Genomic DNA, 23230 nt, shown 5'->3' on the forward strand with positions numbered 1-23230 from the left:
TGGGGACCATAGTCATGGCGATTGATGTACTGGCCGCGTTCGAGGGCGAGCCGCCGGTGCTGGACTTTATATGGCCAGGTTTCCTTGCTGGGACCGTTGGCGCGCTCGTCGCTCCAGGAGCCACGGGTAAGAGCTTCTGGTGCTTGGAAGCGGCCATGAGCATCGCATGCAGCGTTGCAGGTGGTGATCTCGTGGGGCTTGCCCCCGTGCGCACCGGGCGCGTGGTCTATCTTGCCGGGGAAGACCCACCGCCCGCGCTTGTACGACGCATTCACGCCATCGGCCAACACCTTGGGCATGCGGCTCGCCAAGCCATCGCAGAGAACCTGGCACTTGAGCCGATCATGGGCAAGCGCCTGGATATCATGGACGACGCCCACTTGCGCCGCGTCATTGACTACAGCGCGGGGGCGCGGCTGATCGTGCTGGACACCCTGAGTCGCATTCATACTCTCGATGAGAACAGCAACGGCAACATGGCACACCTCGTGGCTGTGCTGGAGCACGTCGCGGTTGCCACGGGCGCATCCGTGCTCTACCTGCACCACGTCAGCAAGGGAAGCGCCCGCGAAGGGCAGACCGATCAGCAGCAGGCCGCGCGCGGAGCGTCGGCGTTGATCGACAACGCCAGATGGTGTGGATACGTCGCCCGCATGACCGAAGATGAGGCACAGCGCCTCAGCGAACGCGCTCATGATCGACAGCCCATCGGCAGTGAACGGCGCGGCTACTTCGTGCGTTTCGGCGTCAGCAAGCAGAACTATGACGCCACGCCGCTTGATCGCTGGTACATGCGGCACGCCGGCGGCGTACTGCTGCCAGTGGAACTGCATGAGGCCGGCAGGAATGAGGAGAAGGGACGCGATGGCCGGAGGCGAAGCGATGGCTTTTGACCTCACCCATGCCAGGCACGATCCAATGCACTGCTTGGTCCCAGGCTTGTTCCGAAGTCTAAAGCGCGGAGATCGGAAGAAGCTCAAGCTCGACGTGACGTATCCCTACAGCGAGAATGAACAAGCGAGGTTCGTCGGCTTCGAGCCGCTTGGTGCTGATGACATGCGGCTGCTGCAAGGTCTTGTGGCTCTTGGTGGGCCGAAGGGCATCATCCTGACGCCAGAGCCCACAGCGTATTTGCCGAGACAGCTCCGTCTATTCCTTGAGCCGAAGTTCGACGCGGTTGGGCAGGATGCGCTTGTCGTTAGGGAGAGCATTACCAGCCTATTAGGCGAAATCGGCTTGACCGATGGCGGCGACAACATCAGGTCGATCAAGGCGTGCTTGCTGCGCATGGCAAACGTGACGGTGGTAGTCACCAAAGGGGGCAGGCAAAGGTCTTTTCATTTGATGAGCTATGCCTTCGATGAGGAGGATGGACGGCTGTTCGTCGCGCTGAATCCTCAGATTGCAGAGGCGATTCTTGGGAGGCGTCCGTATACCCGCATCGAGATGGCCGAGGTGCGAGCGCTACAGACTGACCCGGCCCGCCTGATTCACCAGCGGCTATGCGGCTGGATCGACCCAGGAAAAGCTGGCCGCGTGGAACTGGATACTCTTTCCGGTTACGTCTGGCCGGATGAGGCAAACGCTGAGGCTATGAAGAAGCGGCGCCAGAAGGCCCGCAAGGCTCTGGCGGAGCTTGCGGCCGTGGGCTGGAAGGTAAGCGAGTATGCAGAAGGGAAGTGGGAAATCGGCAGGCCGAAGCCCGTAGTAACGTTCCCCAATCTCCGTAGCAACGTTCCCCCTTGGCCGTAGCAACATTCCCTGCTGCAAACTGAAAAACGCAGCATCGGCGCGGGCTTACGGTCCATTCGCAAATTCCATCCATGATCTTCCAAGATCATCCACTAAGCGCGGCATTTGCCGTCGCCATGAGGGCGACGCCAAGCCTTGCGGATGGTCGGCCTTCGGCCTCTATGTTGTACGCCAGGAGGGAAGAGCGGTCGGCTACTTTTAGCGGCTAAAAAGTGCGCCCCTCAAGTGTCAATGAAAATTCGTCCGATGCGCGTCTGCGGCCTTTTCCCCTCCTTCTTGGCGTCAAACCTCGCCGTGGCGTGATAGGTGCGACGGTCCATGCGGTATCGAAAAAGCTCTTCATCGCACGATCTTGACACTTGAGGGGCGGCAGCGGGATCGCACGGCGCGAAAATTTTAGCCGCTAAAATTTTCGCGCTGACCTCGCCATCCCGGTGTTCAGTCGGCCCAAGTCAAGTGAAGGGCATCCCACCGGGCATCCTCGGACATGAAGGCCTGCGGGTTCCGAACGTACCCGAGCAAGTCATCGACTGCAACAGCCGAACGGTAAGACCGTTCATGCTTCAACCGGCCAAGTTCCATGTCGGCCACATGGTTCGCCAAGAGGTCGCCGATGCCAAGGGTTGTCAATTCGCCTCGCACCGCCGAGTCTTCCAGGCACATATGCATGCAGCGATACGCGCCGACACCATCTACGTCGGATGGCGCAACGGTGTTGATGTGTTGGTGCAATCTGTAAAAGGCGATGGCTTCCGTCAAATGACGTAACGTGAGTGGTTCACCGTAGGCGTCGGCAAGCAGCAATTCACCCTCGAATTCCCGAAGTGCAGAACCAAAAGATTTTTCATCGTTAAATTCGTCCGCAATCGCCGACCATATGCGGTCATCGAGCATCGGGCCGTGGTTGCTGAAGCGAGTACGGCACAGCGGCCATAGCTCGCGAACATCACCCCACAGCGCTTGCCAAAGATCGGCAGGCCCAGCGCTGTGCAGACGCGCTACGTCGCCATCACAGCGCGACAGCAGTTGAAGTTGTTGGGGCGACAGCGGCCGCTCTCCGCTGAAATTCAAGCGCCATTTTCCTGACGCCTGCGTATCCATGCCGGTGTGTTTGTCGAACCACCCGGCGAACTGATGCGGATTCTCGGCTCCGACTCGACGGGCCAGCTCGTGCATGAGCGCCGCCGAGCGCATGCGGCCGCGCAACTGCTCAGTCATGGTGCGTGTCGGTCGGGCCATAGGGCAAATAGTCCTAGTAAGAAAACACGATGTTTTTCGCACTGCCATCTTACCCCTGTCTGCCCAAGAATTCATACATGAACATCAGTCAATCAGCATTAGGCCAAGTGTGTGAATTCGACATTCGAAATTCTGAAAGAGCAATACGGAGTGGTCATGACGCTCGAACAAGTCGCGGCGACATTGAGCCGCAAACCGGAGGGGCTGCGAATGGCGCTGCTCAAGCCAAAAGAAGCATGGGCGCGCGAGATGAATGACCGCAAGGTCTATATCGGGCGGCGGATGTACTTTCAAACCAAGGATGTTGCCGCGCTGTTGGACGGCGACCTTGCCATCGGAGATAAAGAGCAATGAAGCGAATCGTCATTCAGGTGTCTGACGAAACGGCCACGAATCTGCATGCGTTGGCCGCCCGTTGCACCGATGAACACAATCGGCGGGACGGGTTTACAAGTCACGGGATTCTGACTGTTTCCGCGCTGCTTGCCATGTTGGCGGAGGATGCCGGCATGGTTGTGGGCCGGCCTGGAAGTTGGGAGGGATCGAATATGGCTCAAGTTTTCCAGTCGCACGGCTACGATGTTTAATCCAACGAAAAGCCTCTCGGAGAGGATCGCCGACAACACGCTGAAAAACAGCGCGGGTCGAAACGACAGAAATCGCGCGGCATTCATATTGGTTCGCGGCGACGTTTCGAAAGCCGTTGAGGATGGCTATTCACTGCTGTCCATTTGGGAAACGCTCCATGCAGAGGGGCGTATACAGTACACATACCAGACGTTTCGTCGCTATGCACGCGTTCTGCTGCCACCACGACCAGGCCGGTCGGAAAGGTGGACAAGCAAATGATGAAGCTTTGTTCAGCGGTGGATCAGGCATTGAACAAAACCCCATGCGGCGCTGTTCTGAACCGCGCTTTTCCGTTCTTCTTTTGTTCAGTCGAAAAAAGAACGCGGCAACAACGATGTTTGTTCGATTTTTATGCGGTAGGCCCACTTACAAACAACGGTGATTTACAGGGCAGGATATGTGAAGTAGGCCCACCCGCAAGCGGGTCGTCCTATTTCACTGCCCCTTATTCGCACTACGTGCTCAACGGGCATCCTGCTCTGCGAGGCAGACGGCTGCCGCCGTCAGGGGAAGGGGGGAGCGATGGAAAAAATAGGTAAAACCACAAGGAAATGCAGTCCGCCGATCAAGGTGTATTGCCTTCCAGACGAGCGAAATCAGATTGAGGCGAACGCCAAGGCAACTGGTTTAACCATGTCCACCTATTTGCTGAATGTTGGTATGGGCTACCAGGTGCGAGGAATTCTGGATCACAAGGGCGTCGAAGATCTGGCGCGGATCAACGGCGATCTTGGCCGTCTTGGTGGCTTGCTGAAACTCTGGCTGACAGACGATCCGCGTACCACACGATTTGGCGAATCCACCATTCGCGCACTGCTTTCCAAAATTGAGGATACGCAGGACAAGATGCATGAAGCCATGCTTGCGGTGGTGATGCCAAAAACCAAGCGATGAAATTTTTAGCCGCTAAAACCAAGAGGAGTTTTTGATATGAGAAAGACCAAAGTAGCCGCAACTCTCGCACTTGTATTTTCACTAGCGGGTGGTGCCTCAATGCCGGCTCATGCCGGTATCCCAGTTATCGACGGCGCGAACCTCTCGCAAAACATCGTTACCGCGCTGCAAAGCGTGTCCGCCGTTTTACAGCAGATTCAGCAGTACGAAACCCAGTTGCAGCAGTATCAAAACATGCTGCAAAACACGGCCGCACCGGTGTCGTACATTTGGGATCAGGCGCGAGCGACCATCAACGGGTTGCTGACTGCCACCAATACGCTGAGCTACTACCAGAACCAGCTCGGCAGCATTGATGCCTACCTTGGCAAGTTCCAGGACTTGAACTACTACAAGGCATCGCCGTGCTTCACGGGGCAAAGCTGTAGCGCCGCCGATATGGCCGCGCTGGCCAGCAATCAGCAGCTTGCATCACAGTCGCAGAAGAAGGCCAACGACGCCATCTTTCAGGGGCTGAAGTTGCAGCAAACGAACCTGCAAAACGATGCCTCCACGCTGGCGAGGCTGCAATCGTCAGCGCAAGGGGCCAGCGGTCAAATGCAAGCCATCGGATATGCCAATCAGCTTGCCAGCCAACAGGCAAACCAACTGCTGCAAATCCGTGGCCTGTTGATGGTTCAACAAAATGCCGTGGCATCCAAGATGCAGGCCGATGCGGACAAAGATGCCCAGCAAACGGCCGCACACACCACATCCGCCCAGGATCGTATCGGCAAGACCGGCAACGCCACAAACTGGCTCAACTTGATCCACTAACAGGAGACGACCCATGCACTTCAAGAAACTCATGCTTGTGGCGGTTGCCGTTATCGCGGCGCTTCTGGCTTCCGGGTGCGGTCAGCGTGAGCTTGACTGCAAGGCCCCGCGCGACCAGGGCGAGCGGCAGCAGTGCGCGCACAAGGCTTCGACGGAAGATCGCATCGCGCCTACCGAGAAGCCTAAGAACTGGCTCGACCTGACCAATCCGAAGAGGTGACACCATGCTGCAAAGCAAAACAATAATCCTCGTCGGCGCTGCCCTTGTGCTCTATTCGACCGGCGCGGCAGCCCAACTCACGAACCAGGGGATGCTTGACCAGGTGGTGAACCAGTTCGCCACGAAGGCCGCGAGCTGGCAAACCGTGGTGATGAATGCGGCCAACTGGCTGTTCTGGACGCTGGGCACGATTTCCCTGGTGTGGACTGGCGGCATGATGGTCTTGCGCAAGGCCGACATTGGCGAGTTCTTCGCCGAGTTCGTGCGCTTCATCCTGTTCTTTGGCTTCTTCCTGTGGCTGCTGCGGAACGGGCCTACGTTCGCGTCGTCGATCATTCAGTCCCTACAGCAGCTTGGCGAGCAAGCCTCCGGCACCTCATCGGTTACGCCGTCCGGCATCGTGGATATCGGCTTCTTGATCTGGAAGCAGGCAATCACGAACCTTTCCATTTGGAGTCCCGTCGATAGCTTCGTCGGCACGCTCATGAGCGCCGCCATCATGCTGCTGCTCGCGGCCGTGGCCGTGAACATGCTGCTGATTTTGGTCTCGGCCTGGATACTGATGTACGCGGGAATATTCTTCCTCGGCTTCGGCGGATCGCGGTGGACGTCAGACATGGCGATCAACTACTACAAGACCGTTCTTGGCGTGGCCGTGCAGCTCTTCGCAATGGTGCTGCTGGTTGGCATCGGCAACGACCTATTAACCGGCTTCTATTCGCAGATGAACACCGGGACGCTCAACTTCCAGGAGCTGGGCGTGATGCTGGTTTTCTGCTTTGCCCTGCTGATGCTGGTCAACAAGGTTCCGGGCCTGCTGTCCGGGGTCATCACTGGCGCAGGGGTCGGACATGCCGGCATCGGCAACTTCGGAGCGGGTGCGATTGCCGGCGCAGCGATGGGCGCGGCCGGCATGGCGACAACGGCCGCAGGCATGGCTGGCGCTGCCATGATGGGCGGTGCGCAGAGCATTGCTGGTGGCGCGCAGGCGATCATGGCGGCCTTCTCCAAGGCGAACGCTTCGGATAGCGGCGGCGGCAGCCCAGGCATGGGCGACCTGATGGGCGCGGCCGGCGGTGCCGGTGGCGGTTCTGGCGGCGAGAGCGGTGGCGGTAGCGCCCTGGCTTCGGCGATGGGCGATTCCGGCGGCGGCACGTCTCAGGCGATGGGCGGCAGCTCGTCAGGCGGGGCACCTGGTGAAGTGAAGTCGGGTGGCTCACGCGCGGCGGCGGTCGCGGCCAAGGTCGGCAGGGTTGCCGCAGGCACGGCCGCGAACCTGGCGCAAGGCTCCTGGGACGTTGCCAAGGCCAAGGCCGGCTCGATCAAGGATGGCGCGATGGATCGCATCGGAGAGACCACGGGCGGCAAGATCGCGGCGGCGATCAAAGCCAGGGACAACCAGCCGGCATTCGGAGGCGACAGCCTAAGCGGCGCGAGCGATGAGGTCTCGGCCTTCGTCAACAAGTCGCCGCAGGGCGGCACCGAAGAGCAGGGACACCAAGCGAGCGTGACGCCCAGCGCCGACAGCAGCGATTCAAGCACCAGGTCCGTTTTTGATTGACGCCAGGAGGAATGTCCCATGAATACCGTTATCACGAGTGAACGAGTCAAGCAGTACGCCGAAGTCTTGCGAGACATGCTGGTTGTGGCTGAGGCACAGACACAAGGCAAAGTGCGCCGGCCTCGGCGCGAGGTCGTTGATCTTCTTGATGCGATGACCAATACCTGCATCATGCTGAACTGCCAGGTGACAGGTGGGCCGCAGCCCCGGCAGCATGACATCGCCTCGATCAAGATGCAGGCGGCGCAATTGATTGCGGGGGCCGCGCAATGAGCGCACCGAGCGAACGTGAGGAGGAGCCCGCATTCCTGGATGATGAAGGCCCAAGTGCGGAAATTCCTCCATTCATCACCACGACCAACGCACGCGAGCTGTACGGCCTGCGCGACGGTGAAACCGTTGCCGAGGCGATTGCAAGAGCCTGCGATGAACTGAAGGCCGATCCATCGCGTGCTGTCACCCCGGACGAGGTGCGCGAACGCTTGGCATCTGAGCATGCCAAGAGGCAAGACACAAAGAAGATCGCAACGATCAATGAAATGAACGAAGCCGCTGCCACTGGTTGTACCGGTGAAATCGAGGTGGACAAGCTGCCAAGCTTCGACGTTGACAAGGAGGGGGGATGAGGCAAGGCACTATCATCAGCGCCGCCGTTCCAGCAGCAGTGAAGACCGAAGCGAAAGCCATCTTTGCTACCCACCGCGTCAGCATGGCCTGGTTGCTGCGCGAGTTCCTGACTCGCGTTGCCGCCTGCGATGCCGAGACTCTGGCCTGGCTTGATGAGGCTAAGCGATGAGCCGCCCGAGCTGCACGATGGGCACGTTGCTTTGGTAAGAATAAGAAGAATAATCTTCTTATTCTTACCTCCATGGCCGCCCATGATGGTCTTGCACCCGGCAAGGGTTAATTGTCGCTACGAGCCATCGTTGTTGCGCCTTGACGAATCTGCGTGCGCAGCTCGTTCAGATGTGTCCGGGCGGAGATCACTCGCTCTATGCGCTCGTACAGCGATTTCCAACCCGGCCAGTAGTTATGCTTCGGTGCCATCTCGTGATCCCATATGTCCTCCCACCACATAGACCGCGATCCCTCCTTGAGCAGAGACCCAGGGTGAGTGTTCCCATTGGTCAATTGCGTGATGTCGTCGGGCCGCAATTGGTATCCTAGAACCATGATGCCGCTACCCATCGTGGTATAGCGCTTGTACAGAAGTTCGAGCGTCACGAAGAGCGCGGCCAGGGATGCTTCGCCGCCAGCACCGATCTCCTCTGATACGTGAATCGGTGTGTGGAAGGTCCGAAAGTGCCCCTTGTCGGATTCCTTCACGATGTACAGACCGCCGGCGGTATTTTCGGCTCGGATCAGGTGCAAGGTCTTGAGCGTTCCATCCGACTGACTGTTGGCCATGTCCCAACGCAGAAGCCAGTCTACGGCTTCGAAAGGGTTCTCGGACAAGCGCTCGTATTCGGGGGGATAGAGCGCTTTGTCGCCATGTTTGAGCCAGTCTGAATCGACACCCAGAAAACTCGCGATGGCCGACAGTTGGGAAAAACTCGGCTCCTTTTCCCCAAGAAACCAGTCCTCGACATCCTCCGCGCGCTCCTCCTTGATGGCTTCGGCGATGTGTGACGGAGTGAGCTTTGTGCCTCGCCGGCCGGAATTGACTTGCGTCAGCATTCGGTTGAGTCGCTCCGCTACTTCTTTGCGGCGGGTGTTCCGACTGTCTTGAACTAACAACGGGTCAACCCATGCTCGCAGGGCCTGCCGAGCTTCGGCCTCGGTTGAGCGGTCGTGGAGGTCCGCCAGTGTTTCCAGTGCCCGAAAGATCTGGTTGGGTATGTTTCGAATCGCGATTTTGCTGAACATGATGGCTCCTTGTCTTATGTGTTCAAAATGATATCATATTGAGCCTGTATGACAAGATGGGTGTTATGTGACCTGTGTGGCTGGCGCTGTGGTGTTGAACGGGCATAAATCTCTCGGCCCGTGCACTATTTGACTTCATACCAGAAATGGTATAAAGTAGCGACATGACAGAACAAGACAGGCTGCTAATCTGGGTCGGAGGAAGTAAACGAGACCTGATGGCGCTTCCTCTCGATGTGCGGAAGTTCTTTGGTCACGCCCTCGACTTCGCTCAGCGCGGCGACCAGCACGGGGCGGCAAAACCGCTCAAAGGCTTCGGCGGTGCTGGTGTCCTTGAGATCGTCGAGGACGATGCCGGCGGTACGTACCGGGCCGTCTACACGGTGAAGTTCGCGGAAGCGGTGTTCGTCCTGCACTGCTTCCAGAAGAAGAGCAAGAGCGGGATCGCCACGCCGAAAGAGGACATGGACATCATTCGCGCCAGGCTGAAAGTAGCCGAGGCGCTGGCAAAGGAGCTACGACATGGCAAAGCGCATGATTGAAGGCATCGAGATCGAAACCAGCTCGGGCAACGTGTTCGCCGACCTCGGCCTGGCCGACGCCGAAAAGCTCAAGATCAAGTCAGGCCTGGTGATCGAGATCACCCGTGCCGTGCGTCGTCTCGGTTTGACCCAAGAAGAGGCCGGCCGGCGCATGGGCATCCCACAACCGAAGGTGTCGGGAATGATGCGTGGCGACTTCGCCAACCTCTCCGAACGCAAGCTCATGGAGTGCCTGAATCGTCTCGGTTACGACATCGAGATCAAGGTTCGGCCGGCCGTCGAGTCGATCGGTCATTTGACGCTGGCGATCGCCTGACCTAGTGCCTGTGGCCAAGGTCATGAACCACATCGACCTGGTGCTATTCGCAGCACTGGTCGCGTTTGGCTGGTACGTCCTGGCGTGCAGGCCCTGGGGAATCGGTCACGATCAAGCAGCGGCGGCCGGCCTCGCTGGTGCGTTGTTCGGTGGTGCCGCGCTCTTGTTGGGCAACTGGATCAATCGCGCCAACGATCGATTCAAGGCCGCACAGGAACAAGCCGGCCAGGTGGAAAAGCTCAAGGCCATGATCGCCGCCGAGCTGGTCGATGTGGCATGCGGCCTGATGAGCGCCAAGCAGCTCGTCGATGCAGCCATCATCAGCGCGCGAGCTGGTGGACAGGTGTCGGAGGCATTGGACATGAGCCCTTACCGGCCCCGTCAGATGCCTTTCACCGACAGCCTCGGCACGAAGCTACTTGCCTTTGAAAAGGGAGCGATCGACGCGATCGCGACCTTGCGATCGAACCTGGCTGTCACTCGGCAAGGCATGGACGAGGTGACGGCCGGCGCTCGCCTTGGCCTGCTAAAAGCGACATCGCTATCGAACGGCCTGGGCCACGACATGACCGTTCTGGCCGAGGTATTCACGCATATCGCACCGACTCGCAAGCTGCTCATCGGAGACGCTGAGCCGGAACTTGTGACCGAAATCCTGAAGCGCGCTGCCAAGCCACCTGCCGAGCCTGTGCAGCTATGAAGACCCCCTACATACCGCATTTATTCGGCGTTGCTGCCTTGGACCGTATCAACGGCCGCCAGGGCTGGCTGTCTGTGGGTGTGGTTTCGTCGATTGCTTGGTCACAGGAGGATGTTTGGATCGAGTACGACGGGCACGAGTACTTCCTGCAAGGCGTGAAGCCCAAGCAGGAAGGCGAGGTGCGCAGCGCGCCGGGCATCAGCACGCCTGCTGAGCAAGACAACATGGACGAGGCGATGGCGCGGCTGTACCGCTTTACGTCCATCCTTGGTTTCTACAAGCGCGGTTATGTTGACATTACGAATCGAAACTGGGGGACCTTCATCGTTCGCTTCGGTGCTGTTCGAGACGTCTATACCGAGATCCTGCAGGGAGGCGCGCACGGGTTCGATTGCAACCACATGCCCATCATTGAGGACGACCAGGTGCGTAAGGCGCTGGCGTTCCTACGTGAAGGCCGTCGGTTGAGCCGCGTTCATGACGCCTACAGCTTTCTGAGCTTCTTCAAAGTCATCGAAAGCCAGATGCCCAGCGAGCAGCGCGTCGAGTGGGTCGGGAAGAATCTGGATCAACTGGCCGAGGAGCGAGCAGTCGAGCGCATCAAGGAACTGCGCGACCAAGGCATCGATGTCAACAAACATCTGTTCGACTCGGGACGTTGCGCGGTGGCTCATGCGAGTATCGGCAAGATCATCGTGGACCCCGACATTCCGGCGGATCGCCAGCGCATCGCAGCGGACTTGTGCATCATCGAGGCATTAGCTAACCGCTACATCAAGGTTGAAGCCGAGGTGCCCGACGAGATGGATGTGTACTCGAACCGTGACCGGCTCATGCCCTGGTACCCGCTCATGATGCCCGAAGCGGTGGAGACGCTCAAAGCTGGTGGTGTCGTCGAGGATGCCGTGCAGCTCGGGCAGCTTGAAGGGGCCACGGTTTCGGTGAACCTTTGGCCTCATCCGGCTGCTGACCAGTTTCGAGAGATGACGCTGCTGCCTATCGACAGCGGTGATGGCGTCCTGCGGTTCGTTACATTAAGCTCTCGCGGCACCATCGTGCTTGCGTTTGCCATGGATGTGGCGAACGGAAAGCTGCATACGCTGCTCAATGAATGCGGCTTTCGACAAGGAGCCGAGATAACCGAGCAGGACATTGAGGACTTCACCCGCTATTTCCATAGCGTCATTGGCAACGGTACGGTGGAATTGCGCATTAAGGGTAACGTGGAGCCGGTCGATTGCGAGGTCGTCATACCCGTCAACATCATCCCTCAAGCGCCAGAAGAGGCAGTGCAGCGAGCGCTGGAGCAGTTCAGGCGCAGCCGACAGCACGCGGAAGCGCCTGCACCCGCTGTAGCGCAGACTCAAGGTGACGATCAAGCGGGCGGCGACAGTCTCGGCCGGAGTGAGACGGCGAAAAGTGGCTCTACATCATGAGCATGGCATTATTCATGGCATCGCCAGTTGTCGTCGAGCGTAACTAACTGTCAATACTGAAGTTTTTGTGTTCGTTTATAATTGAGTGGGAAGCGCCTTTCTATCAACCCCGGCCCAGCGCCGGGGTTTTTTTCTTGTCCATGTCCGGTGTCATTTATGCCGTTAAAATGCAATTGACTATCGCCACATTTCCCGACACGCGCTAAACTGGCGGCATGTTTGCCATATCGCCATATTCGCATTGCCTTAAGCAGATCCGAGCCCCCCGACTAGCCACTGTCGGCGTGCATTGAATCCGACTCCAGCCCCTCCTCCGCCGTCGCCCCCGAACCCTCATGAACGCCATCTCCACGCCTGCCGCCGCACTTTCACGCACCGACTACCGCACCCTGGGACTGGCCGCATTGGGTGGCGCGCTCGAAATCTACGACTTCATCGTCTTTGCCTTCTTCGCCGCCACGCTCAGCCACCTGTTCTTCCCGCCGCAAATGCCGGAATGGCTGCGCTTGCTGCAAACCTTCGGCATTTTCGCCACCGGCTATCTGGCTCGCCCGCTGGGCGGCATGCTGATGGCCCACTTTGCGGACCGCCTGGGCCGCAAGCGGATGTTCAGCCTCAGCATGCTGATGATGGCCGGCCCCTGTCTGCTGATCGGTCTATTACCCACCTACGCCCAGATCGGTTATCTCGCGCCGCTGCTGCTCTTATGCCTGCGGCTGCTGCAAGGCGCGGCGGTGGGCGGTGAAGTGCCCAGCGCCTGGACTTTTGTCGCCGAGCACGCTCCGGCCCGCCACCGCGGCTACGCGTTGGGCCTGCTTCAGGCCGGCCTGACCATGGGCTACCTGCTGGGCGCGCTCACCGCCACCCTGCTGGCCGAAATCTTCAGCCCGCAGCAAATGCAGGATTACGCTTGGCGCATTCCGTTCTTGCTCGGCGGCCCGCTGGGCCTGTTCGGCGTCTGGCTGCGCCGCTGGCTGAATGAAACACCGGTATTCCTGTCCCTGCGCTCTCAGCGACAGGAACGCGCCTACCCGCTGTTGGAAGTGCTGCGCTCTCACCGGAGCACGCTGCTGCCGGCCGCGCTGCTGACCTGCGTGCTGACCTCCGCTGTAATAATTCCGGTCGTGGTAACGCCCACCTTGCTGCAGCAACACTTCGCCTGGTCGGCCAAGGATGCCTTCGCACTAGGCAGCCTCGGCATCGTGTTTCTGAACATCGGCTGCGTGATCGCCGGCCGCGTTACAGACCGTGTCGGCCCTTTGCACAGCCTGATCCTCTACAGTCTGTTGCTACCCGTGGGCGTTGGCCTGCTCTACGCCAGCCTGATCGGCGGCTGGCGCTGGCCCGGCGTCGCCTACGCCATCGCCGGCTTATGCTGCGGCATCGTCGGCGTGGTGCCTTCGGCGATGATCAGCCTGTTCCCCGCGGATATCCGCGTGTCCGGCATCGCCGTCACCTACAACATCGCCTATTCGCTATGGGCCAGCGCCGCGCCGCTGTTGCTGATCGCCGCCGCACCCTGGAGCCCCTGGGTCTCCGCCTGGTTCGGCCTGGCCATGGGCGGCGTCGGCCTGTTCGCGGCCAGCCGCTTCCGCGCGCCTAGCGTTCCACATTGGGAAAACGCAGCCTATAGCCGGATTTGACGCAGTCGAAATCGGTCAAATCCAGTGTTTGACGTCACTGGCCCAGCCTGATAGGTTGATGGTAGTCAGCTTGATTGCTGCACCGCGAGAGCCGTGCCATCGCGGAGTTCCCATTCATTTTCACCAGGAGATCTTTATGTCCAATGCCGCTGCAATCGCCAAGGAAAAAGAACAATTACTGGATGACGTGCGCCAGGTTCTGGTCAGCACCGAAGAGCTGATCGACGCCTCGCTGGACGACGGCAGCCAGAAAAGCAAGGAAATCCGCCAGCGCGTCAGCGAAAAACTGAAAGTGGCCAAGGCCAAGTTGCTGGATGCCGAACAAGTGGTGGTCGGCAAGGCCAAGGTCGCCGCCAAGGCGACAGATCAATACGTGCATGAAAACCCTTGGAAATCGATCGGCATCGCCGCTGGCGTCGCCTTCCTGCTGGGCATGCTGGTTTCCCGCCGCTAAGGCATGCCGCAACGCCCATCCCCACCCCGTCCCGGCAGCCTGCGCTCCTTCGCCGGCGGGGTGGCTTCCCTGCTGCTGACCCGAGCGGAGTTGCTGTCGCTTGAAGCCCAGGAACTGAAAGACGACATCATCGGCAGCCTGTTCACCGGCATGCTGGCGCTGATTCTCATCGCCGTAGGCCTGACGGCCGGACTGCTGCTGGTCTGGACGCTGACTCCGCCGACTCTGCGCGCCTGGGTCCTCGCCGTCTGCGCGCTGTCGTTCTGCGGCGCCGGCGCCTGGCTGGGCTTCAGCTTGCGCCGACGCCTTCGCGACCAAGGGCCGGCCTTCGCCACCACCTTGGAAGAAGTGCGCAAGGACTGGGCGGCCCTGGGTGGAGGAGACGCTCCGTGAACCCAAGGGACCGCGCCATCAAGAAACAGTTGCTGGTGATGAAGGGCGAAGCGCTCAGAGTCAAACTGCGCCTGGAGTTGGATACTCTGCGGCGCCATCCTCTAGGCGCCGCCGGGGAAGGTTTGAAGGCCTGGAGCCGGCAGCGCGGCCTCGGCAAGATTCTGGCCACGCTCGGCAGCCTGCTGCCGCCCGGCGGACGACTGCAATCCTGGCTTGGCACTGGCGCGCGGCTATGGGCGCTATGGCAACTGGGACGCCGGCTCTGGCGCAGCCGCTGATCAAGCCTGGACGTTCACGCCCGCGCCGGCCTCCGCCTCAACGTGGACCTGAACGTCCATCTCTCCGTTCTCCGCTATTTCTCCAGTCGCCAGCATCTTCTCGATGCCCTCCATGTCCTTGTCCATCTCCTTGATCATCTTCCGAAGTTCCTGATCCGCTTGCAGCTGGCGCGTCTGCTGCTTGAGCCAGTTTTGCAGCTGCTTCAGCTTCATCATGATGTCCTGGATCACCGGGTCTCCCGCCACCGGATTGCCGCTGGAAAGCGGATTACCGCCCCCCGTCCGCGGCGCGGCGCCATCGTCGCGAGCCACGCCCCCTGCGTTCTTGTCGCCGTTGGCGGCAGCCGCGTCGCCTCGCGCGCCGGCGGCCGAGGACGCTTCCCCCGCCCCGTCCTTAGCCTGCCGCGTCTCATCCTCGGCTGCGGCGGCTTGAGCCTGAATCTGGGCCGCGGCGCCGGACGCGTCTCCGCCGGCGTCTGCCGGCTCGGGCACCGCCGCTTCCGAGGCGGCCGCGCTTGCCGCCTCCGCGTCGCCGCCTACGCTCACCGACATCATGGAATCGGCTGCGTTTTGCGTCATGCTGGCCACTAACTGTTTCAGCTCCTTAACCGCGCGGGCCAGTTCCCCCGCCAGCGCTTTCAGGCTGGCCTTGTCTCGGCCCGCCATCTGAGCCATCTTCAGCAGCATGTCCACCTTCTTCTTCAACATCTCCTTTTGCATGCCATCCACTTCGGGCGAACGCTTGGGCAATGGCCGCAAAGTCACTTTCAGTTGCTGCATGAATTTACCCAAGCTTTGCTGCAAAGAAGATTGCAGCTGCTGACGCGCCTGTTGCGCCGGACTGGCCGGCAAGGAAGCTGTTGGGGAGGCCGCCTGGGCCGCAGCGGATTCGGCGAAAGAAGCTGCCGCGGCGCGGCCGGCCGATGACTTGGGTTGCGACGGCGTATAGGAGGCGGAATAGGGCTTTATCACGGGCATATAAGAAAAAACCTATGGTTATGACATTCTATCGGCCGTGAAAGAGATTTCTTTACGCTAAAATCGACATCATGCAAGACAACCCCCTCCCGTCCGCCAAGACCATCGAGATCAGCTCGCCGCTGACCTCGCCTCCTCTGCCGCCCGCGGCCATCGCCTGGCTCGCCGAAATCGGCATTATCGACGCCGACACCCTGCGGCAACGGGGCCCCGTCTTGGCTTTCTTGCAATTAAAAAGCCGCGGGCGCACCGCCACCCGCAAACTGCTGTTCGCGCTGGAAGCCGCCTGCCGCGGCATTCATTGGAACCAGCTTGGGGACGAGGCCAAAAACGCCTTGCTGCGACAGCTCGCCGCGCACCCGCCCGTGGCCGCGCCGCCGTCCGACACCGAAATCGCCCTCCATCTGACCCAAGCCCTGGAACTAGCCGCCCAGGCCGGCCTGGAAGGCGAGATTCCTGTGGGCGCAGTGGTTGTCCGACAAGGCGAAGTGATTGGACGCGGCTACAATCAACCTATAGGCCGGCATGACCCCAGCGCCCACGCAGAAATCATGGCCATGCGCGATGCGGCCGGCCAGCTGGGCAATTACCGCCTGGACGGCTGCGATCTATACGTGACGCTGGAACCTTGCCTGATGTGCAGCGGCGCCATCATGCACGCCCGCATCGCTCGCGTGATTTATGGAGCGCCGGACGCCAAGACCGGCGCCGCCGGCAGCGTGCTGGACGTTTTCGCAGACAGCCGTCTCAATCATCACGCCGCGGTGTTCGGCAAGCAGCAGGCGGACGCCTGCGTACAACCATTGACGGCGTTTTTCCAAACCCGTCGGAAAGGCTGATGCCATGCTGCGACTGATGCTCGTCCTATCCTTGAGCGCATCCGCTTTCGCCGCGGGCATGGAAGACGATGCCTCCCTGACAGTGGACCCGCTGGCGGCGGCGGCATTCGCTGCTGGCCAGCAAAGCGCCGCGCCCTTGCTGGACACCCGCCCCAATCCTCGCCATTACGGCGCGCCCTGGATTCTGGTTGGCGTACGCAGCCAAACCCTGCGTCATTACGACGGCTGGGGCCTGCTGCAGCGCGAATACCAGGTATCCACCGCGCGCAACGGCGTGGGAGAAGCCAGCGGCAGCTATCAGACGCCTCGCGGCTGGCATCGGGTCTGCGAACGCATCGGCGCCGGCGTAGAGGCCAATACCATTATTTTTCGCCGCAAAGTGACGCCCTGGAAATACACGCCGGAACTGCACGCACAGTATCCGACCAAGGACTGGATCCTCACCCGCATCCTGTGGCTTTGCGGCGAAGAGCCAGGAAAGAACCAAGGCGGCGAGGTAGACAGCTATAATCGAGCCATTTACATTCACGGTGCCGGGGACCATGTGCCCTGGGGCACCCCCAGCTCCCTCGGCTGCGTCCGCATGAAAAACCCGGACGTAATCGAACTGTTCGACGCCACCGACAACGGCATTGATGTCCTGATTGATGAGAACGCCTGATGCATTCCGCGCTGACCCTGACCACACCCGCCCTGCTGTTTCCCGCCATCTCCCTGTTGCTGCTGGCTTATACCAACCGTTTTCTCGGCCTGGCCGGCATCATTCGCAATCTGTATGAGGAGTACCGCGACAACCAGGATCCAAAAATCCTGCGCCAGATCGGCAATTTGCGCACTCGCATCACCTTGATCAAATGGATGCAGTGCCTGGGCATCGCCAGCCTGTTCCTGTGTACCGTGGCGATGTTTCAGGTCTATACCGGCTGGCAGGCCTGGGGGGAACTGACTTTCGGCATCAGCTTGCTGTGCATGATCTGCTCGCTGGCCGTGTCCTTGATAGAGCTACTGCGCTCGTCGGACGCGCTCAACATCCTGCTTTCCGATCTACAGGCGGAATACGACAAGCGCCGCTAAAAACCTGTTTACGATCTGCTACGCGTCGTGGAGCTTTACACGGTGAGTACACCTTCGAAATGCTCATGCCCCCCTCGACCACTCCGCTTTTTCGCTCGTTTTCGCCTCGTCTCGCTTTTGCTCGCAAAAACATGAACGGCTTTACGCTGGGCGCCGCGCCACCAGCAAGCTTAACGGCATGCTCACTTGACGCGCTTGCCCGCCATCGCCCCAGGCCCGGGCGATGCGGCCAGAGGCATCGTCCAGCACATGCTCGCCCAAAGTCTGCTTGCACAGCTTGCTGGCGGAAAGCGTGTTGAGAAAACCCAGGTATTGTTCCAGCGTCCAATCGCAGCTAATCGCCAGCTCCGGCGTTTCAAGCGTAGGCAGCGGGCAACCCGCGGTACTGTAGCCGTCCCACAGAATCTGGCAGCGGCTAGACCAAAACGGCTCGATAATGGAAGTCAAAATCGCCGCGGCGCGGTCCACCTCGGGGGAAACCCGGCATAGATGATAGCCCCAAGCGGCGAATACCCCGCCCGGCTTGAGCACCCTGACCACCTCCGGCCAAAACGATGGGAAATGAAACCAATGCAGCGCCTGCGATACCGTGATCAAGTCGAAAGCGGCATCGTCGAAGGGCGTGACCTCGGCGGGACACTCCCGGTAATACACTTGATTATGCGCCTCGGCTTGGCCCAGTTGCGCGGAGCTGATGTCGGTGGCATCTACCCGCGCAAAGCTCTCCCCCAGCCTCACCGCGGTCTGGCCGTTGCCGGTTGCGCAGTCCCAGGCCCGTTCACGCTCGAAGCACTGCGGCAACAACCACTGATACAAGGCCTCTGGATAAGCCGGACGAAACCGGGCATATAAATCCGAATACAGGCTGAAAGTAGCAACGGAATTGGATAGCATGTTCGCTTTCTACAATTGCTGTAGCTTTCCATTAGATGACAGCCTAGACCGTCATGTCCATTCGTCATAACAGACGTTCACAATATATTTCAGCCCAGGCGCATTCTCAAGTTGTCGCCGGCACCGGTAGGGCCGCTCATTCAGCACGCCCGCCGATAAAATGCTTATATCATATTCGACATGCAATCACCAGCCGTCGCAACGGCATCCGTGGCAGGAATTTCAAAGCGCACCAACGCAAATGAAACAGGCGGGAATGAAGAAACCAACAGCAATGGCGGCCGGAAATGCAAAAAGCCCGCGGCAGCGGGCTCATTGCAGTTTCAGAAGAGGATTGTGGTGCCGGTAAGAGGAGTCGAACCCCCGACCTTCGCATTACGAATGCGCTGCTCTACCAACTGAGCTATACCGGCACATCACTCCGCCCTGAAGCAGAGCGCGTAATAATAAACAGTTTCCATCGATTTGAAAAGGGGCGGCGCGCGTTTCCAAATATCCGATTTAATTTATCCGCGCTTTAATGCAAAAACCCTGAATTCAAACGAATTGAATTCAGGGTTTTAAATCTGGTCGGAGTGAGAGGATTCGAACCTCCGGCCTCTACGTCCCGAACGTAGCGCTCTACCAGGCTAAGCTACACTCCGTTTACTGCTTTCAGCGCGGTAGCGCCGAGGAGCAGAAATTTACTACATCCAATGCTTTTTGACAAGCTATTTCTATTTGACTGGTCGGAGTGAGAGGATTCGAACCTCCGGCCTCTACGTCCCGAACGTAGCGCTCTACCAGGCTAAGCTACACTCCGACGACCATCTAACAGCTTGTCTGAAAACCGCCCCGCTGCCGTCTTGGCTGCGGTACAATCTGTGGCATCAGAGGACGCGCATTATGGAACAAATATGTGGTTTAGGCAACTATCTTTTTACCGTTTGAATCAAGACGACGCCCCTAACAACGAGCAACTTTCCGCCGCGCTGGAAAAGCGTCCATTCCAGCACTGCATGGGTCTGGACTGGTTTAGCGAGGGCTGGGTGCCCGCCGCCAACCATCTGGACGCGCCGGTTTACGCAGTGCGCGGCTGCCAGATGGTCTCGCTGCGCCGCGAGGACAAAGTGCTGCCCTCGTCGGTGATCCGCGATTTCGTCGAGCTGAAAGTCGCGGAAATCGAAGACAAAGAGCTGCGCAAGGTGGGTCGCAAGGAAAAGCTGGCGCTGAAAGAGCAGATCACCGACGACCTGCTGCCGCGCGCCTTTGTGCGCAGCAGCAGGATGAGCGCCTATCTGGACACGCGCCGCGGCTGGCTAATGGTGGATTCGGCCGCCGCCAGCAAGGCCGAGGCGTTGGTGTCCAAGCTGCGCGAAGCCTTGCCGCCTTTCCCTGCCGCGCTGCCTCGCACCAAGATCGCGCCACACACCGCGATGACGGACTGGCTGGCGGCCGGCGAAGCCCCTGCCGGTTTTGAGTTGGACTCGGATTGCGAATTGAAGGATAGCGGAGAAAACGGAGCGGTGGTGCGTTGCGCGCGCATCGACTTGACCGCGGACGAAATCCGCCAGCACATTGCCACCGGCAAGCAAGTTACCCGGGTAGGCCTGATCTGGCAGGAAAAAATCCGCTTCCAGCTGACCGACATGCTGCAGCTGAAGCGGCTGCAATTCCTGGACCTGCTGCAGGATGAAGCCAGCCAGGCGGGCGATGATAGAGAAAGCCTGTTCGAAGCCACCTTCACCTTGATGAGCGAAGAACTGGGCGAACTGGTAGACGCCCTGGTCGCCGCCCTGGGCGGATTGGAAGAAGCATCCAGCCCGACAGTCTCACCCGCGGCAAACAGCACGGTTGCCGCCGTAGTTGAAAACTCGGCGGAAGTCCCCTGGGATTGATCCCTGCCCCGTCCCGCAAACGAAGCGCTTGCGGGGCGCATTTTCCTCCCCCATTCTCACAACTTCATTTCTTGAGCCCCACGCTCATAGCTCCTGGCTAACAAAAAACAAAAAACAATCAATTTCACTGATAAAAACCGCTGAGCGATACTGAAGACAATCTAGCAACGGAGCCCCCGATGAAACCGGTCAACTGGCAAGCGTTCTGGCTGGAATTGTGCGCCAACTTCGCCTGGCTGCAATAAGCACTGCCCCCTCTGAGGAATACGCAGGTTTTCGCGACCCGCCTGCCAATTGCAGATCCCTCTCAGCTCCAGCCGCTCCACGCAGGAGCGTTTATTTTGACATTCAAACAACAATGATTATCATTCAAATATAGGAGCGTCAAATGACCATGTATCGACAACAACTCAGAAGGTTGAAGCGGCAGCCGCTTACCGGCAGGCAAGGCAGGCGCAATTGGCGACGCATCGCGGGCTTCCTCATCTTCATTGCGGGCTGCGCCATCCTGCTTGCCGGATTAAGTTAGGTCCGGCATCCGATCTCCGCCTAGCCGCCCCTCTGCCAAATTATTTCCAAAGAGTAAACAATAAAACCAATAAACTGCGGTTTATCAGAGAATCGGCGTGGCTTAAGCTGAAGCATCTCTTGAATGAAAGCTTCAGTCATGACCACTCGCCTACCCGCGCTGTTCATCTCGCACGGCGCCCCCACCTTGGTGCTGGAAGACAGCCCAAGTCGTCACTTCATCTCCCGACTGGGAACGGAACTGCCCCGCCCTCGCGCCATCGTCATCGTTTCCGCGCACTGGGAAACTCGCGGCCTGGTGGTCAACCACAGCCCGAATCCGGAAACCATTCACGACTTCTACGGTTTCCCCGAAGCCTTATACCGCCTGAGCTACCCGGCACGCACCGATGCGCCGCTCTGCGCGCGTCTGCATGAATTGTTCGCCGCGGCCGGTCTTCCCGCTCAAAGCACCGAACAAAGAGGATTGGATCACGGCGCCTGGACGCCTCTGATGCTGATGTATCCGCAAGCGGATATTCCCATCGTCAATCTGTCGCTGCCGCATCAGGCGCCCGCATCCGAGTTGATGCGCATTGGCGAAGCGCTGCGCCCGCTGCGCGACGAGGGTGTTCTGATCATCGCCTCCGGCAGCTACACTCACAATCTGCGCGCGCTGGCGCCGGAAGGTTCGGAACCGGCTCCGTGGGCGCTGGCTTTCCGGGATTGGCTGGACTTGCAGTTGGAAACCGGCGCGCATGAAGCATTGGCGGACTGGCTGAGGCTGGCCCCCGACGCGCGCCGCAACCATCCCAGCGACGAGCACATCGCCCCTCTGTGGATTGCGCTGGGCGCCGGGGGCCGCGACGCCAAGGCTTCCAAACTGCACGACGACTGGCGCATGGGCAATCTGTCCATGGCTAGCTGGCGCTTCGACTAGCCGCCCGCCGCCGGCGGCCCAGCATCGCCGTCTTGATCCTCATCGTCCCAAGCCAGCGGCTTGACGCTTGCCGGCAGCTCCGGCGGCGGCTCGTGCCTGGCCAACCGGATCAGAATACCCAGCGCCGTCACCGCTGGCGCGGCGGCGATGATCACCCAGAACAGGGTGGAATGCGTCAAATCCATATCCGCTCCCATGCAAAACGCCCCGGTCTGAGCCGGGGCGCGATGGCTTGCCTTCCTGCGTTTAGCCTTGACGCAGCAAGCGCGCAGCGTCCAGCGCAAAATAGGTCAGGATGCCGTCGGTGCCGGCGCGTTTGAACGCGATCAGGCTTTCCAGCATGCACTTTTCCTCGTTCAGCCAGCCGTTCTGGAATGCGGCCTTCAACATCGCGTATTCGCCAGACACTTGATAGGCAAAGGTCGGCACCCGGAAAGTATCTTTCACCCGACGGATCACGTCCAGGTAAGGCATGCCCGGCTTGATCATCACCGCGTCCGCGCCTTCCTCCAAGTCCTGCGCCACTTCCTGGATTGCTTCGTCCAGATTGGCCGGATCCATTTGGTAGTTGTTCTTGTCGGCCTTGCCCAGATTACCGGATGAGCCCAGCGCGTCGCGGAACGGGCCGTAGAAACCGGATGCGTACTTGGCCGAATACGCCAGGATTTTGGTGTGGATGAAGCCTTCCTCCTCGAAAGCCTCGCGAATCGCGCCGATGCGGCCGTCCATCATGTCGGACGGGCCGAACATGTCCACGCCGGCCTCGGCGTGACAGAGGCCTTGCTTGATCAGGATTTCAGTGGTTTCGTCGTTGAGCACGTAACCGCTGTCGTCCATCACCCCATCCTGACCGTGAATGGTGTAGGGATCCAGAGCGCCATCCGTCATCACCCCCAGTTCGGGAAAGCGTTTTTTCAACTCGCGCACCACGGTCGGCACCAAGCCTTCGGGGTTGTAAGCCTCTTGCGCGCTATTGTCCTTGCCGGACTCGATCACCGGAAACAGCGACAGCATCGGGATGCCCAATTCCAGCGCCTGTTCGGCGGTGTACAACAGCTTGTCCAGCGTCTGTCGCGGCGCGCCCGGCATCGACGGCACTTCCACCACCCGGTTCTGTCCCTCCATCACAAATACCGGATAGATCAGATCGTTGGCGGTCAGCACGTTTTCACGCATCAAGCGGCGGGAGAATTCATCTTTGCGCATGCGACGCATGCGAGTGGCGGGAAAATAACGATTGGCGAAAATCATGACAATTCCATTAGAAGGATCAGCCCGGCCATTGTACGCCTGTTGCCGCCGCCCCGCAGCGGATGCCGGCCGGCAAAACAGAGTGTTCTGAATTTTGCACGCCCGGCCTGCGGACAACGCCGACGCCGAC

Annotated in this window: 30 protein-coding genes, 3 tRNA genes and 1 pseudogene; 25 read left to right on the forward strand and 9 right to left on the reverse strand. The window is 59.7% G+C overall.

The features are described 5' to 3' along the window. The first annotated feature begins 14 nt into the window (after nucleotides 1–14). Both DXT74_RS20375 and repC read left to right on the forward strand, forming a co-directional pair. On the forward strand, nucleotides 15–893 hold the full coding sequence (locus DXT74_RS20375; RefSeq protein WP_194426881.1) for a helicase RepA family protein: 879 nt from the start codon (nucleotides 15–17) through the stop codon (nucleotides 891–893). After that, a complete protein-coding gene (gene repC, locus DXT74_RS20380) occupies nucleotides 883–1752 on the forward strand; it encodes a replication protein C, IncQ-type (RefSeq protein ID WP_370551731.1) in 870 nt (289 codons plus the stop codon). The genes DXT74_RS20375 and repC overlap by 11 nt, the downstream gene beginning before the upstream one ends. A gap of 438 nt (nucleotides 1753–2190) precedes the next feature. Here repC and DXT74_RS20385 read toward each other — a convergent pair whose 3' ends face one another. Then, the gene (locus DXT74_RS20385; RefSeq protein ID WP_194426883.1) at nucleotides 2191–2970 is read right to left on the reverse strand and encodes a hypothetical protein; all 780 of its coding nucleotides are present in this window, start codon (nucleotides 2968–2970) and stop codon (nucleotides 2191–2193) included. 177 nt (nucleotides 2971–3147) lie between these two features. Here DXT74_RS20385 and DXT74_RS20390 point away from each other — a divergent pair, with 177 nt between their 5' ends. The 10 genes and pseudogenes from DXT74_RS20390 to DXT74_RS20440 all read left to right on the forward strand — a co-directional run bounded on the left by DXT74_RS20390 (nucleotide 3148) and on the right by DXT74_RS20440 (nucleotide 7908). Continuing rightward, nucleotides 3148–3345, forward strand: a complete 198-nt coding sequence (locus tag DXT74_RS20390; protein WP_194426884.1) for a hypothetical protein — start codon at nucleotides 3148–3150, stop codon at nucleotides 3343–3345. Then, nucleotides 3342–3578 (forward strand): hypothetical protein, encoded by a 237-nt coding sequence (locus DXT74_RS20395; RefSeq protein WP_194426885.1) that lies wholly within the window; start codon nucleotides 3342–3344, stop codon nucleotides 3576–3578. The genes DXT74_RS20390 and DXT74_RS20395 overlap by 4 nt, the downstream gene beginning before the upstream one ends. After that, nucleotides 3571–3840, forward strand: coding sequence for a TraK family protein (locus tag DXT74_RS23260; RefSeq protein WP_194426886.1), 270 nt, complete (start codon nucleotides 3571–3573; stop codon nucleotides 3838–3840). Before DXT74_RS20395 ends, DXT74_RS23260 begins: the two co-directional genes overlap by 8 nt. Nucleotides 3841–4143: 303 nt before the next feature. Beyond that, the gene (gene traJ, locus DXT74_RS20405) at nucleotides 4144–4515 is read left to right on the forward strand and encodes a conjugal transfer transcriptional regulator TraJ (RefSeq protein WP_194426887.1); all 372 of its coding nucleotides are present in this window, start codon (nucleotides 4144–4146) and stop codon (nucleotides 4513–4515) included. A gap of 36 nt (nucleotides 4516–4551) precedes the next feature. After that, a complete protein-coding gene (gene trbJ / locus DXT74_RS20410) occupies nucleotides 4552–5331 on the forward strand; it encodes a P-type conjugative transfer protein TrbJ (RefSeq protein ID WP_194426888.1) in 780 nt (259 codons plus the stop codon). A gap of 13 nt (nucleotides 5332–5344) precedes the next feature. Further along, entirely contained in the window at nucleotides 5345–5551 is a 207-nt protein-coding gene (locus tag DXT74_RS20415; RefSeq protein ID WP_194426889.1) for a hypothetical protein, read from the forward strand. A gap of 4 nt (nucleotides 5552–5555) precedes the next feature. After that, the gene (trbL, locus tag DXT74_RS20420; RefSeq protein ID WP_194426890.1) at nucleotides 5556–7112 is read left to right on the forward strand and encodes a P-type conjugative transfer protein TrbL; all 1557 of its coding nucleotides are present in this window, start codon (nucleotides 5556–5558) and stop codon (nucleotides 7110–7112) included. An 18-nt stretch (nucleotides 7113–7130) separates the two neighbouring features. Further along, nucleotides 7131–7385 carry a hypothetical protein gene (locus DXT74_RS20425; RefSeq protein ID WP_194426891.1) on the forward strand — a complete coding sequence of 85 codons (255 nt, stop codon included), beginning with the start codon at nucleotides 7131–7133 and terminating at the stop codon, nucleotides 7383–7385. Between the two features lie 23 nt (nucleotides 7386–7408). After that, nucleotides 7409–7543: pseudogene (locus DXT74_RS20430) on the forward strand (conjugal transfer protein TraD); the annotation flags it as partial. Between the two features lie 191 nt (nucleotides 7544–7734). Then, nucleotides 7735–7908: a hypothetical protein gene (locus DXT74_RS20440; protein WP_194426892.1), complete on the forward strand. Its 174-nt coding sequence runs from the start codon at nucleotides 7735–7737 to the stop codon at nucleotides 7906–7908. Between the two features lie 107 nt (nucleotides 7909–8015). Here DXT74_RS20440 and DXT74_RS20445 read toward each other — a convergent pair whose 3' ends face one another. Beyond that, nucleotides 8016–8978, reverse strand: coding sequence for a hypothetical protein (locus DXT74_RS20445; RefSeq protein ID WP_194426893.1), 963 nt, complete (start codon nucleotides 8976–8978; stop codon nucleotides 8016–8018). A 164-nt stretch (nucleotides 8979–9142) separates the two neighbouring features. Between DXT74_RS20445 and DXT74_RS20450 the strand changes: the two genes are divergently transcribed. The 8 genes from DXT74_RS20450 (at nucleotide 9143) to DXT74_RS20485 (ending at nucleotide 14740) form a co-directional block, all read left to right on the forward strand. Further along, complete coding sequence (locus tag DXT74_RS20450) at nucleotides 9143–9520, forward strand: type II toxin-antitoxin system RelE/ParE family toxin (RefSeq protein WP_194426894.1); 378 nt, start codon at nucleotides 9143–9145, stop codon at nucleotides 9518–9520. Then, the gene (locus DXT74_RS20455; RefSeq protein WP_194426895.1) at nucleotides 9501–9836 is read left to right on the forward strand and encodes a helix-turn-helix domain-containing protein; all 336 of its coding nucleotides are present in this window, start codon (nucleotides 9501–9503) and stop codon (nucleotides 9834–9836) included. The genes DXT74_RS20450 and DXT74_RS20455 overlap by 20 nt, the downstream gene beginning before the upstream one ends. 22 nt (nucleotides 9837–9858) lie before the next feature. Further along, nucleotides 9859–10536, forward strand: a complete 678-nt coding sequence (locus tag DXT74_RS20460) for a hypothetical protein (RefSeq protein WP_194426896.1) — start codon at nucleotides 9859–9861, stop codon at nucleotides 10534–10536. Continuing rightward, nucleotides 10533–11972 (forward strand): methylamine utilization protein MauJ, encoded by a 1440-nt coding sequence (gene mauJ, locus DXT74_RS20465; RefSeq protein WP_194426897.1) that lies wholly within the window; start codon nucleotides 10533–10535, stop codon nucleotides 11970–11972. The genes DXT74_RS20460 and mauJ overlap by 4 nt, the downstream gene beginning before the upstream one ends. 335 nt (nucleotides 11973–12307) lie before the next feature. Beyond that, the gene (locus tag DXT74_RS20470; protein ID WP_019103539.1) at nucleotides 12308–13615 is read left to right on the forward strand and encodes an MFS transporter; all 1308 of its coding nucleotides are present in this window, start codon (nucleotides 12308–12310) and stop codon (nucleotides 13613–13615) included. A 136-nt stretch (nucleotides 13616–13751) separates the two neighbouring features. Then, nucleotides 13752–14069 carry a YqjD family protein gene (locus DXT74_RS20475; protein WP_019103538.1) on the forward strand — a complete coding sequence of 106 codons (318 nt, stop codon included), beginning with the start codon at nucleotides 13752–13754 and terminating at the stop codon, nucleotides 14067–14069. A 3-nt stretch (nucleotides 14070–14072) separates the two neighbouring features. Continuing rightward, entirely contained in the window at nucleotides 14073–14462 is a 390-nt protein-coding gene (locus DXT74_RS20480) for a phage holin family protein (protein ID WP_081554271.1), read from the forward strand. Next, nucleotides 14459–14740 (forward strand): hypothetical protein, encoded by a 282-nt coding sequence (locus tag DXT74_RS20485; protein WP_019103536.1) that lies wholly within the window; start codon nucleotides 14459–14461, stop codon nucleotides 14738–14740. The genes DXT74_RS20480 and DXT74_RS20485 overlap by 4 nt, the downstream gene beginning before the upstream one ends. Here the strand turns inward: DXT74_RS20485 and DXT74_RS20490 are convergent, their stop codons facing one another. Beyond that, on the reverse strand, nucleotides 14741–15718 hold the full coding sequence (locus DXT74_RS20490) for a hypothetical protein (protein ID WP_194426898.1): 978 nt from the start codon (nucleotides 15716–15718) through the stop codon (nucleotides 14741–14743). 71 nt (nucleotides 15719–15789) lie between these two features. On the opposite strand from DXT74_RS20490, the gene tadA reads away from it, so the two are divergent. From tadA to DXT74_RS20505, 3 genes are read left to right on the forward strand one after another with little or no spacing between them, the layout of a single operon-like run. Beyond that, nucleotides 15790–16557, forward strand: coding sequence for a tRNA adenosine(34) deaminase TadA (gene tadA / locus DXT74_RS20495; protein ID WP_194426899.1), 768 nt, complete (start codon nucleotides 15790–15792; stop codon nucleotides 16555–16557). 4 nt (nucleotides 16558–16561) lie between these two features. Next, the gene (locus DXT74_RS20500; RefSeq protein WP_043632614.1) at nucleotides 16562–17218 is read left to right on the forward strand and encodes a L,D-transpeptidase; all 657 of its coding nucleotides are present in this window, start codon (nucleotides 16562–16564) and stop codon (nucleotides 17216–17218) included. Next, nucleotides 17218–17631, forward strand: coding sequence for a DUF2721 domain-containing protein (locus DXT74_RS20505; protein WP_194426900.1), 414 nt, complete (start codon nucleotides 17218–17220; stop codon nucleotides 17629–17631). The genes DXT74_RS20500 and DXT74_RS20505 overlap by 1 nt, the downstream gene beginning before the upstream one ends. Nucleotides 17632–17772: 141 nt before the next feature. Here DXT74_RS20505 and DXT74_RS20510 read toward each other — a convergent pair whose 3' ends face one another. The 4 genes from DXT74_RS20510 to DXT74_RS20525 all read right to left on the reverse strand — a co-directional run bounded on the left by DXT74_RS20510 (nucleotide 17773) and on the right by DXT74_RS20525 (nucleotide 19327). Continuing rightward, the gene (locus DXT74_RS20510) at nucleotides 17773–18525 is read right to left on the reverse strand and encodes a class I SAM-dependent methyltransferase (RefSeq protein WP_081554275.1); all 753 of its coding nucleotides are present in this window, start codon (nucleotides 18523–18525) and stop codon (nucleotides 17773–17775) included. 337 nt (nucleotides 18526–18862) lie between these two features. Next, nucleotides 18863–18938: transfer RNA gene (locus DXT74_RS20515), tRNA-Thr, on the reverse strand. Nucleotides 18939–19092: 154 nt separating this feature from the next. Further along, nucleotides 19093–19169, reverse strand: a tRNA-Pro gene (locus tag DXT74_RS20520). A gap of 81 nt (nucleotides 19170–19250) precedes the next feature. Then, a tRNA-Pro gene (locus tag DXT74_RS20525) sits at nucleotides 19251–19327 on the reverse strand. Nucleotides 19328–19421: 94 nt separating this feature from the next. On the opposite strand from DXT74_RS20525, the gene DXT74_RS20530 reads away from it, so the two are divergent. Next, complete coding sequence (locus tag DXT74_RS20530; RefSeq protein WP_043632609.1) at nucleotides 19422–20402, forward strand: recombination-associated protein RdgC; 981 nt, start codon at nucleotides 19422–19424, stop codon at nucleotides 20400–20402. 667 nt (nucleotides 20403–21069) lie between these two features. Beyond that, nucleotides 21070–21849 (forward strand): class III extradiol ring-cleavage dioxygenase, encoded by a 780-nt coding sequence (locus DXT74_RS20535; protein WP_194426901.1) that lies wholly within the window; start codon nucleotides 21070–21072, stop codon nucleotides 21847–21849. Here the strand turns inward: DXT74_RS20535 and DXT74_RS20540 are convergent. Together DXT74_RS20540 and hemB are read right to left on the reverse strand one after the other, a co-directional pair. Continuing rightward, the gene (locus DXT74_RS20540) at nucleotides 21846–22034 is read right to left on the reverse strand and encodes a hypothetical protein (RefSeq protein WP_194426902.1); all 189 of its coding nucleotides are present in this window, start codon (nucleotides 22032–22034) and stop codon (nucleotides 21846–21848) included. The genes DXT74_RS20535 and DXT74_RS20540 overlap by 4 nt on opposite strands. Nucleotides 22035–22095: 61 nt before the next feature. Continuing rightward, nucleotides 22096–23100, reverse strand: a complete 1005-nt coding sequence (hemB, locus tag DXT74_RS20545; protein WP_194426903.1) for a porphobilinogen synthase — start codon at nucleotides 23098–23100, stop codon at nucleotides 22096–22098. Nucleotides 23101–23230: the final 130 nt, after the last annotated feature.

The sequence above is a fragment of the Chromobacterium sp. Rain0013 genome (assembly GCF_015291765.1).
GTDB lineage: Bacteria > Pseudomonadota > Gammaproteobacteria > Burkholderiales > Chromobacteriaceae > Chromobacterium > Chromobacterium haemolyticum.

Bases quoted from the DNA above. Each gene is read 5' to 3' on its own strand.
- DXT74_RS20450 (WP_194426894.1), top strand. From the start codon at position 9,143: ATGACAGAACAAGACAGGCTGCTAATCTGGGTCGGAGGAAGTAAACGA.
- DXT74_RS20505 (WP_194426900.1), top strand. From the start codon at position 17,218: ATGCATTCCGCGCTGACCCTGACCACACCCGCCCTGCTGTTTCCCGCC.
- DXT74_RS20510 (WP_081554275.1), bottom strand. From the start codon at position 18,525: ATGCTATCCAATTCCGTTGCTACTTTCAGCCTGTATTCGGATTTATAT.
- DXT74_RS20375 (WP_194426881.1), top strand. From the start codon at position 15: ATGGCGATTGATGTACTGGCCGCGTTCGAGGGCGAGCCGCCGGTGCTG.
- DXT74_RS20540 (WP_194426902.1), bottom strand. From the start codon at position 22,034: ATGGATTTGACGCATTCCACCCTGTTCTGGGTGATCATCGCCGCCGCG.
- DXT74_RS23260 (WP_194426886.1), top strand. From the start codon at position 3,571: ATGTTTAATCCAACGAAAAGCCTCTCGGAGAGGATCGCCGACAACACG.
- mauJ (WP_194426897.1), top strand. From the start codon at position 10,533: ATGAAGACCCCCTACATACCGCATTTATTCGGCGTTGCTGCCTTGGAC.
- DXT74_RS20385 (WP_194426883.1), bottom strand. From the start codon at position 2,970: ATGACTGAGCAGTTGCGCGGCCGCATGCGCTCGGCGGCGCTCATGCAC.
- DXT74_RS20425 (WP_194426891.1), top strand. From the start codon at position 7,131: ATGAATACCGTTATCACGAGTGAACGAGTCAAGCAGTACGCCGAAGTC.
- DXT74_RS20460 (WP_194426896.1), top strand. From the start codon at position 9,859: ATGAACCACATCGACCTGGTGCTATTCGCAGCACTGGTCGCGTTTGGC.
- DXT74_RS20480 (WP_081554271.1), top strand. From the start codon at position 14,073: ATGCCGCAACGCCCATCCCCACCCCGTCCCGGCAGCCTGCGCTCCTTC.
- DXT74_RS20390 (WP_194426884.1), top strand. From the start codon at position 3,148: ATGACGCTCGAACAAGTCGCGGCGACATTGAGCCGCAAACCGGAGGGG.
- tadA (WP_194426899.1), top strand. From the start codon at position 15,790: ATGCAAGACAACCCCCTCCCGTCCGCCAAGACCATCGAGATCAGCTCG.
- DXT74_RS20490 (WP_194426898.1), bottom strand. From the start codon at position 15,718: ATGCCCGTGATAAAGCCCTATTCCGCCTCCTATACGCCGTCGCAACCC.
- DXT74_RS20445 (WP_194426893.1), bottom strand. From the start codon at position 8,978: ATGTTCAGCAAAATCGCGATTCGAAACATACCCAACCAGATCTTTCGG.
- DXT74_RS20415 (WP_194426889.1), top strand. From the start codon at position 5,345: ATGCACTTCAAGAAACTCATGCTTGTGGCGGTTGCCGTTATCGCGGCG.
- DXT74_RS20395 (WP_194426885.1), top strand. From the start codon at position 3,342: ATGAAGCGAATCGTCATTCAGGTGTCTGACGAAACGGCCACGAATCTG.
- trbL (WP_194426890.1), top strand. From the start codon at position 5,556: ATGCTGCAAAGCAAAACAATAATCCTCGTCGGCGCTGCCCTTGTGCTC.
- DXT74_RS20500 (WP_043632614.1), top strand. From the start codon at position 16,562: ATGCTGCGACTGATGCTCGTCCTATCCTTGAGCGCATCCGCTTTCGCC.
- DXT74_RS20455 (WP_194426895.1), top strand. From the start codon at position 9,501: ATGGCAAAGCGCATGATTGAAGGCATCGAGATCGAAACCAGCTCGGGC.
- repC (WP_370551731.1), top strand. From the start codon at position 883: ATGGCTTTTGACCTCACCCATGCCAGGCACGATCCAATGCACTGCTTG.
- trbJ (WP_194426888.1), top strand. From the start codon at position 4,552: ATGAGAAAGACCAAAGTAGCCGCAACTCTCGCACTTGTATTTTCACTA.
- hemB (WP_194426903.1), bottom strand. From the start codon at position 23,100: ATGATTTTCGCCAATCGTTATTTTCCCGCCACTCGCATGCGTCGCATG.
- DXT74_RS20475 (WP_019103538.1), top strand. From the start codon at position 13,752: ATGTCCAATGCCGCTGCAATCGCCAAGGAAAAAGAACAATTACTGGAT.
- DXT74_RS20470 (WP_019103539.1), top strand. From the start codon at position 12,308: ATGAACGCCATCTCCACGCCTGCCGCCGCACTTTCACGCACCGACTAC.
- DXT74_RS20535 (WP_194426901.1), top strand. From the start codon at position 21,070: ATGACCACTCGCCTACCCGCGCTGTTCATCTCGCACGGCGCCCCCACC.
- DXT74_RS20530 (WP_043632609.1), top strand. From the start codon at position 19,422: ATGTGGTTTAGGCAACTATCTTTTTACCGTTTGAATCAAGACGACGCC.
- DXT74_RS20440 (WP_194426892.1), top strand. From the start codon at position 7,735: ATGAGGCAAGGCACTATCATCAGCGCCGCCGTTCCAGCAGCAGTGAAG.
- traJ (WP_194426887.1), top strand. From the start codon at position 4,144: ATGGAAAAAATAGGTAAAACCACAAGGAAATGCAGTCCGCCGATCAAG.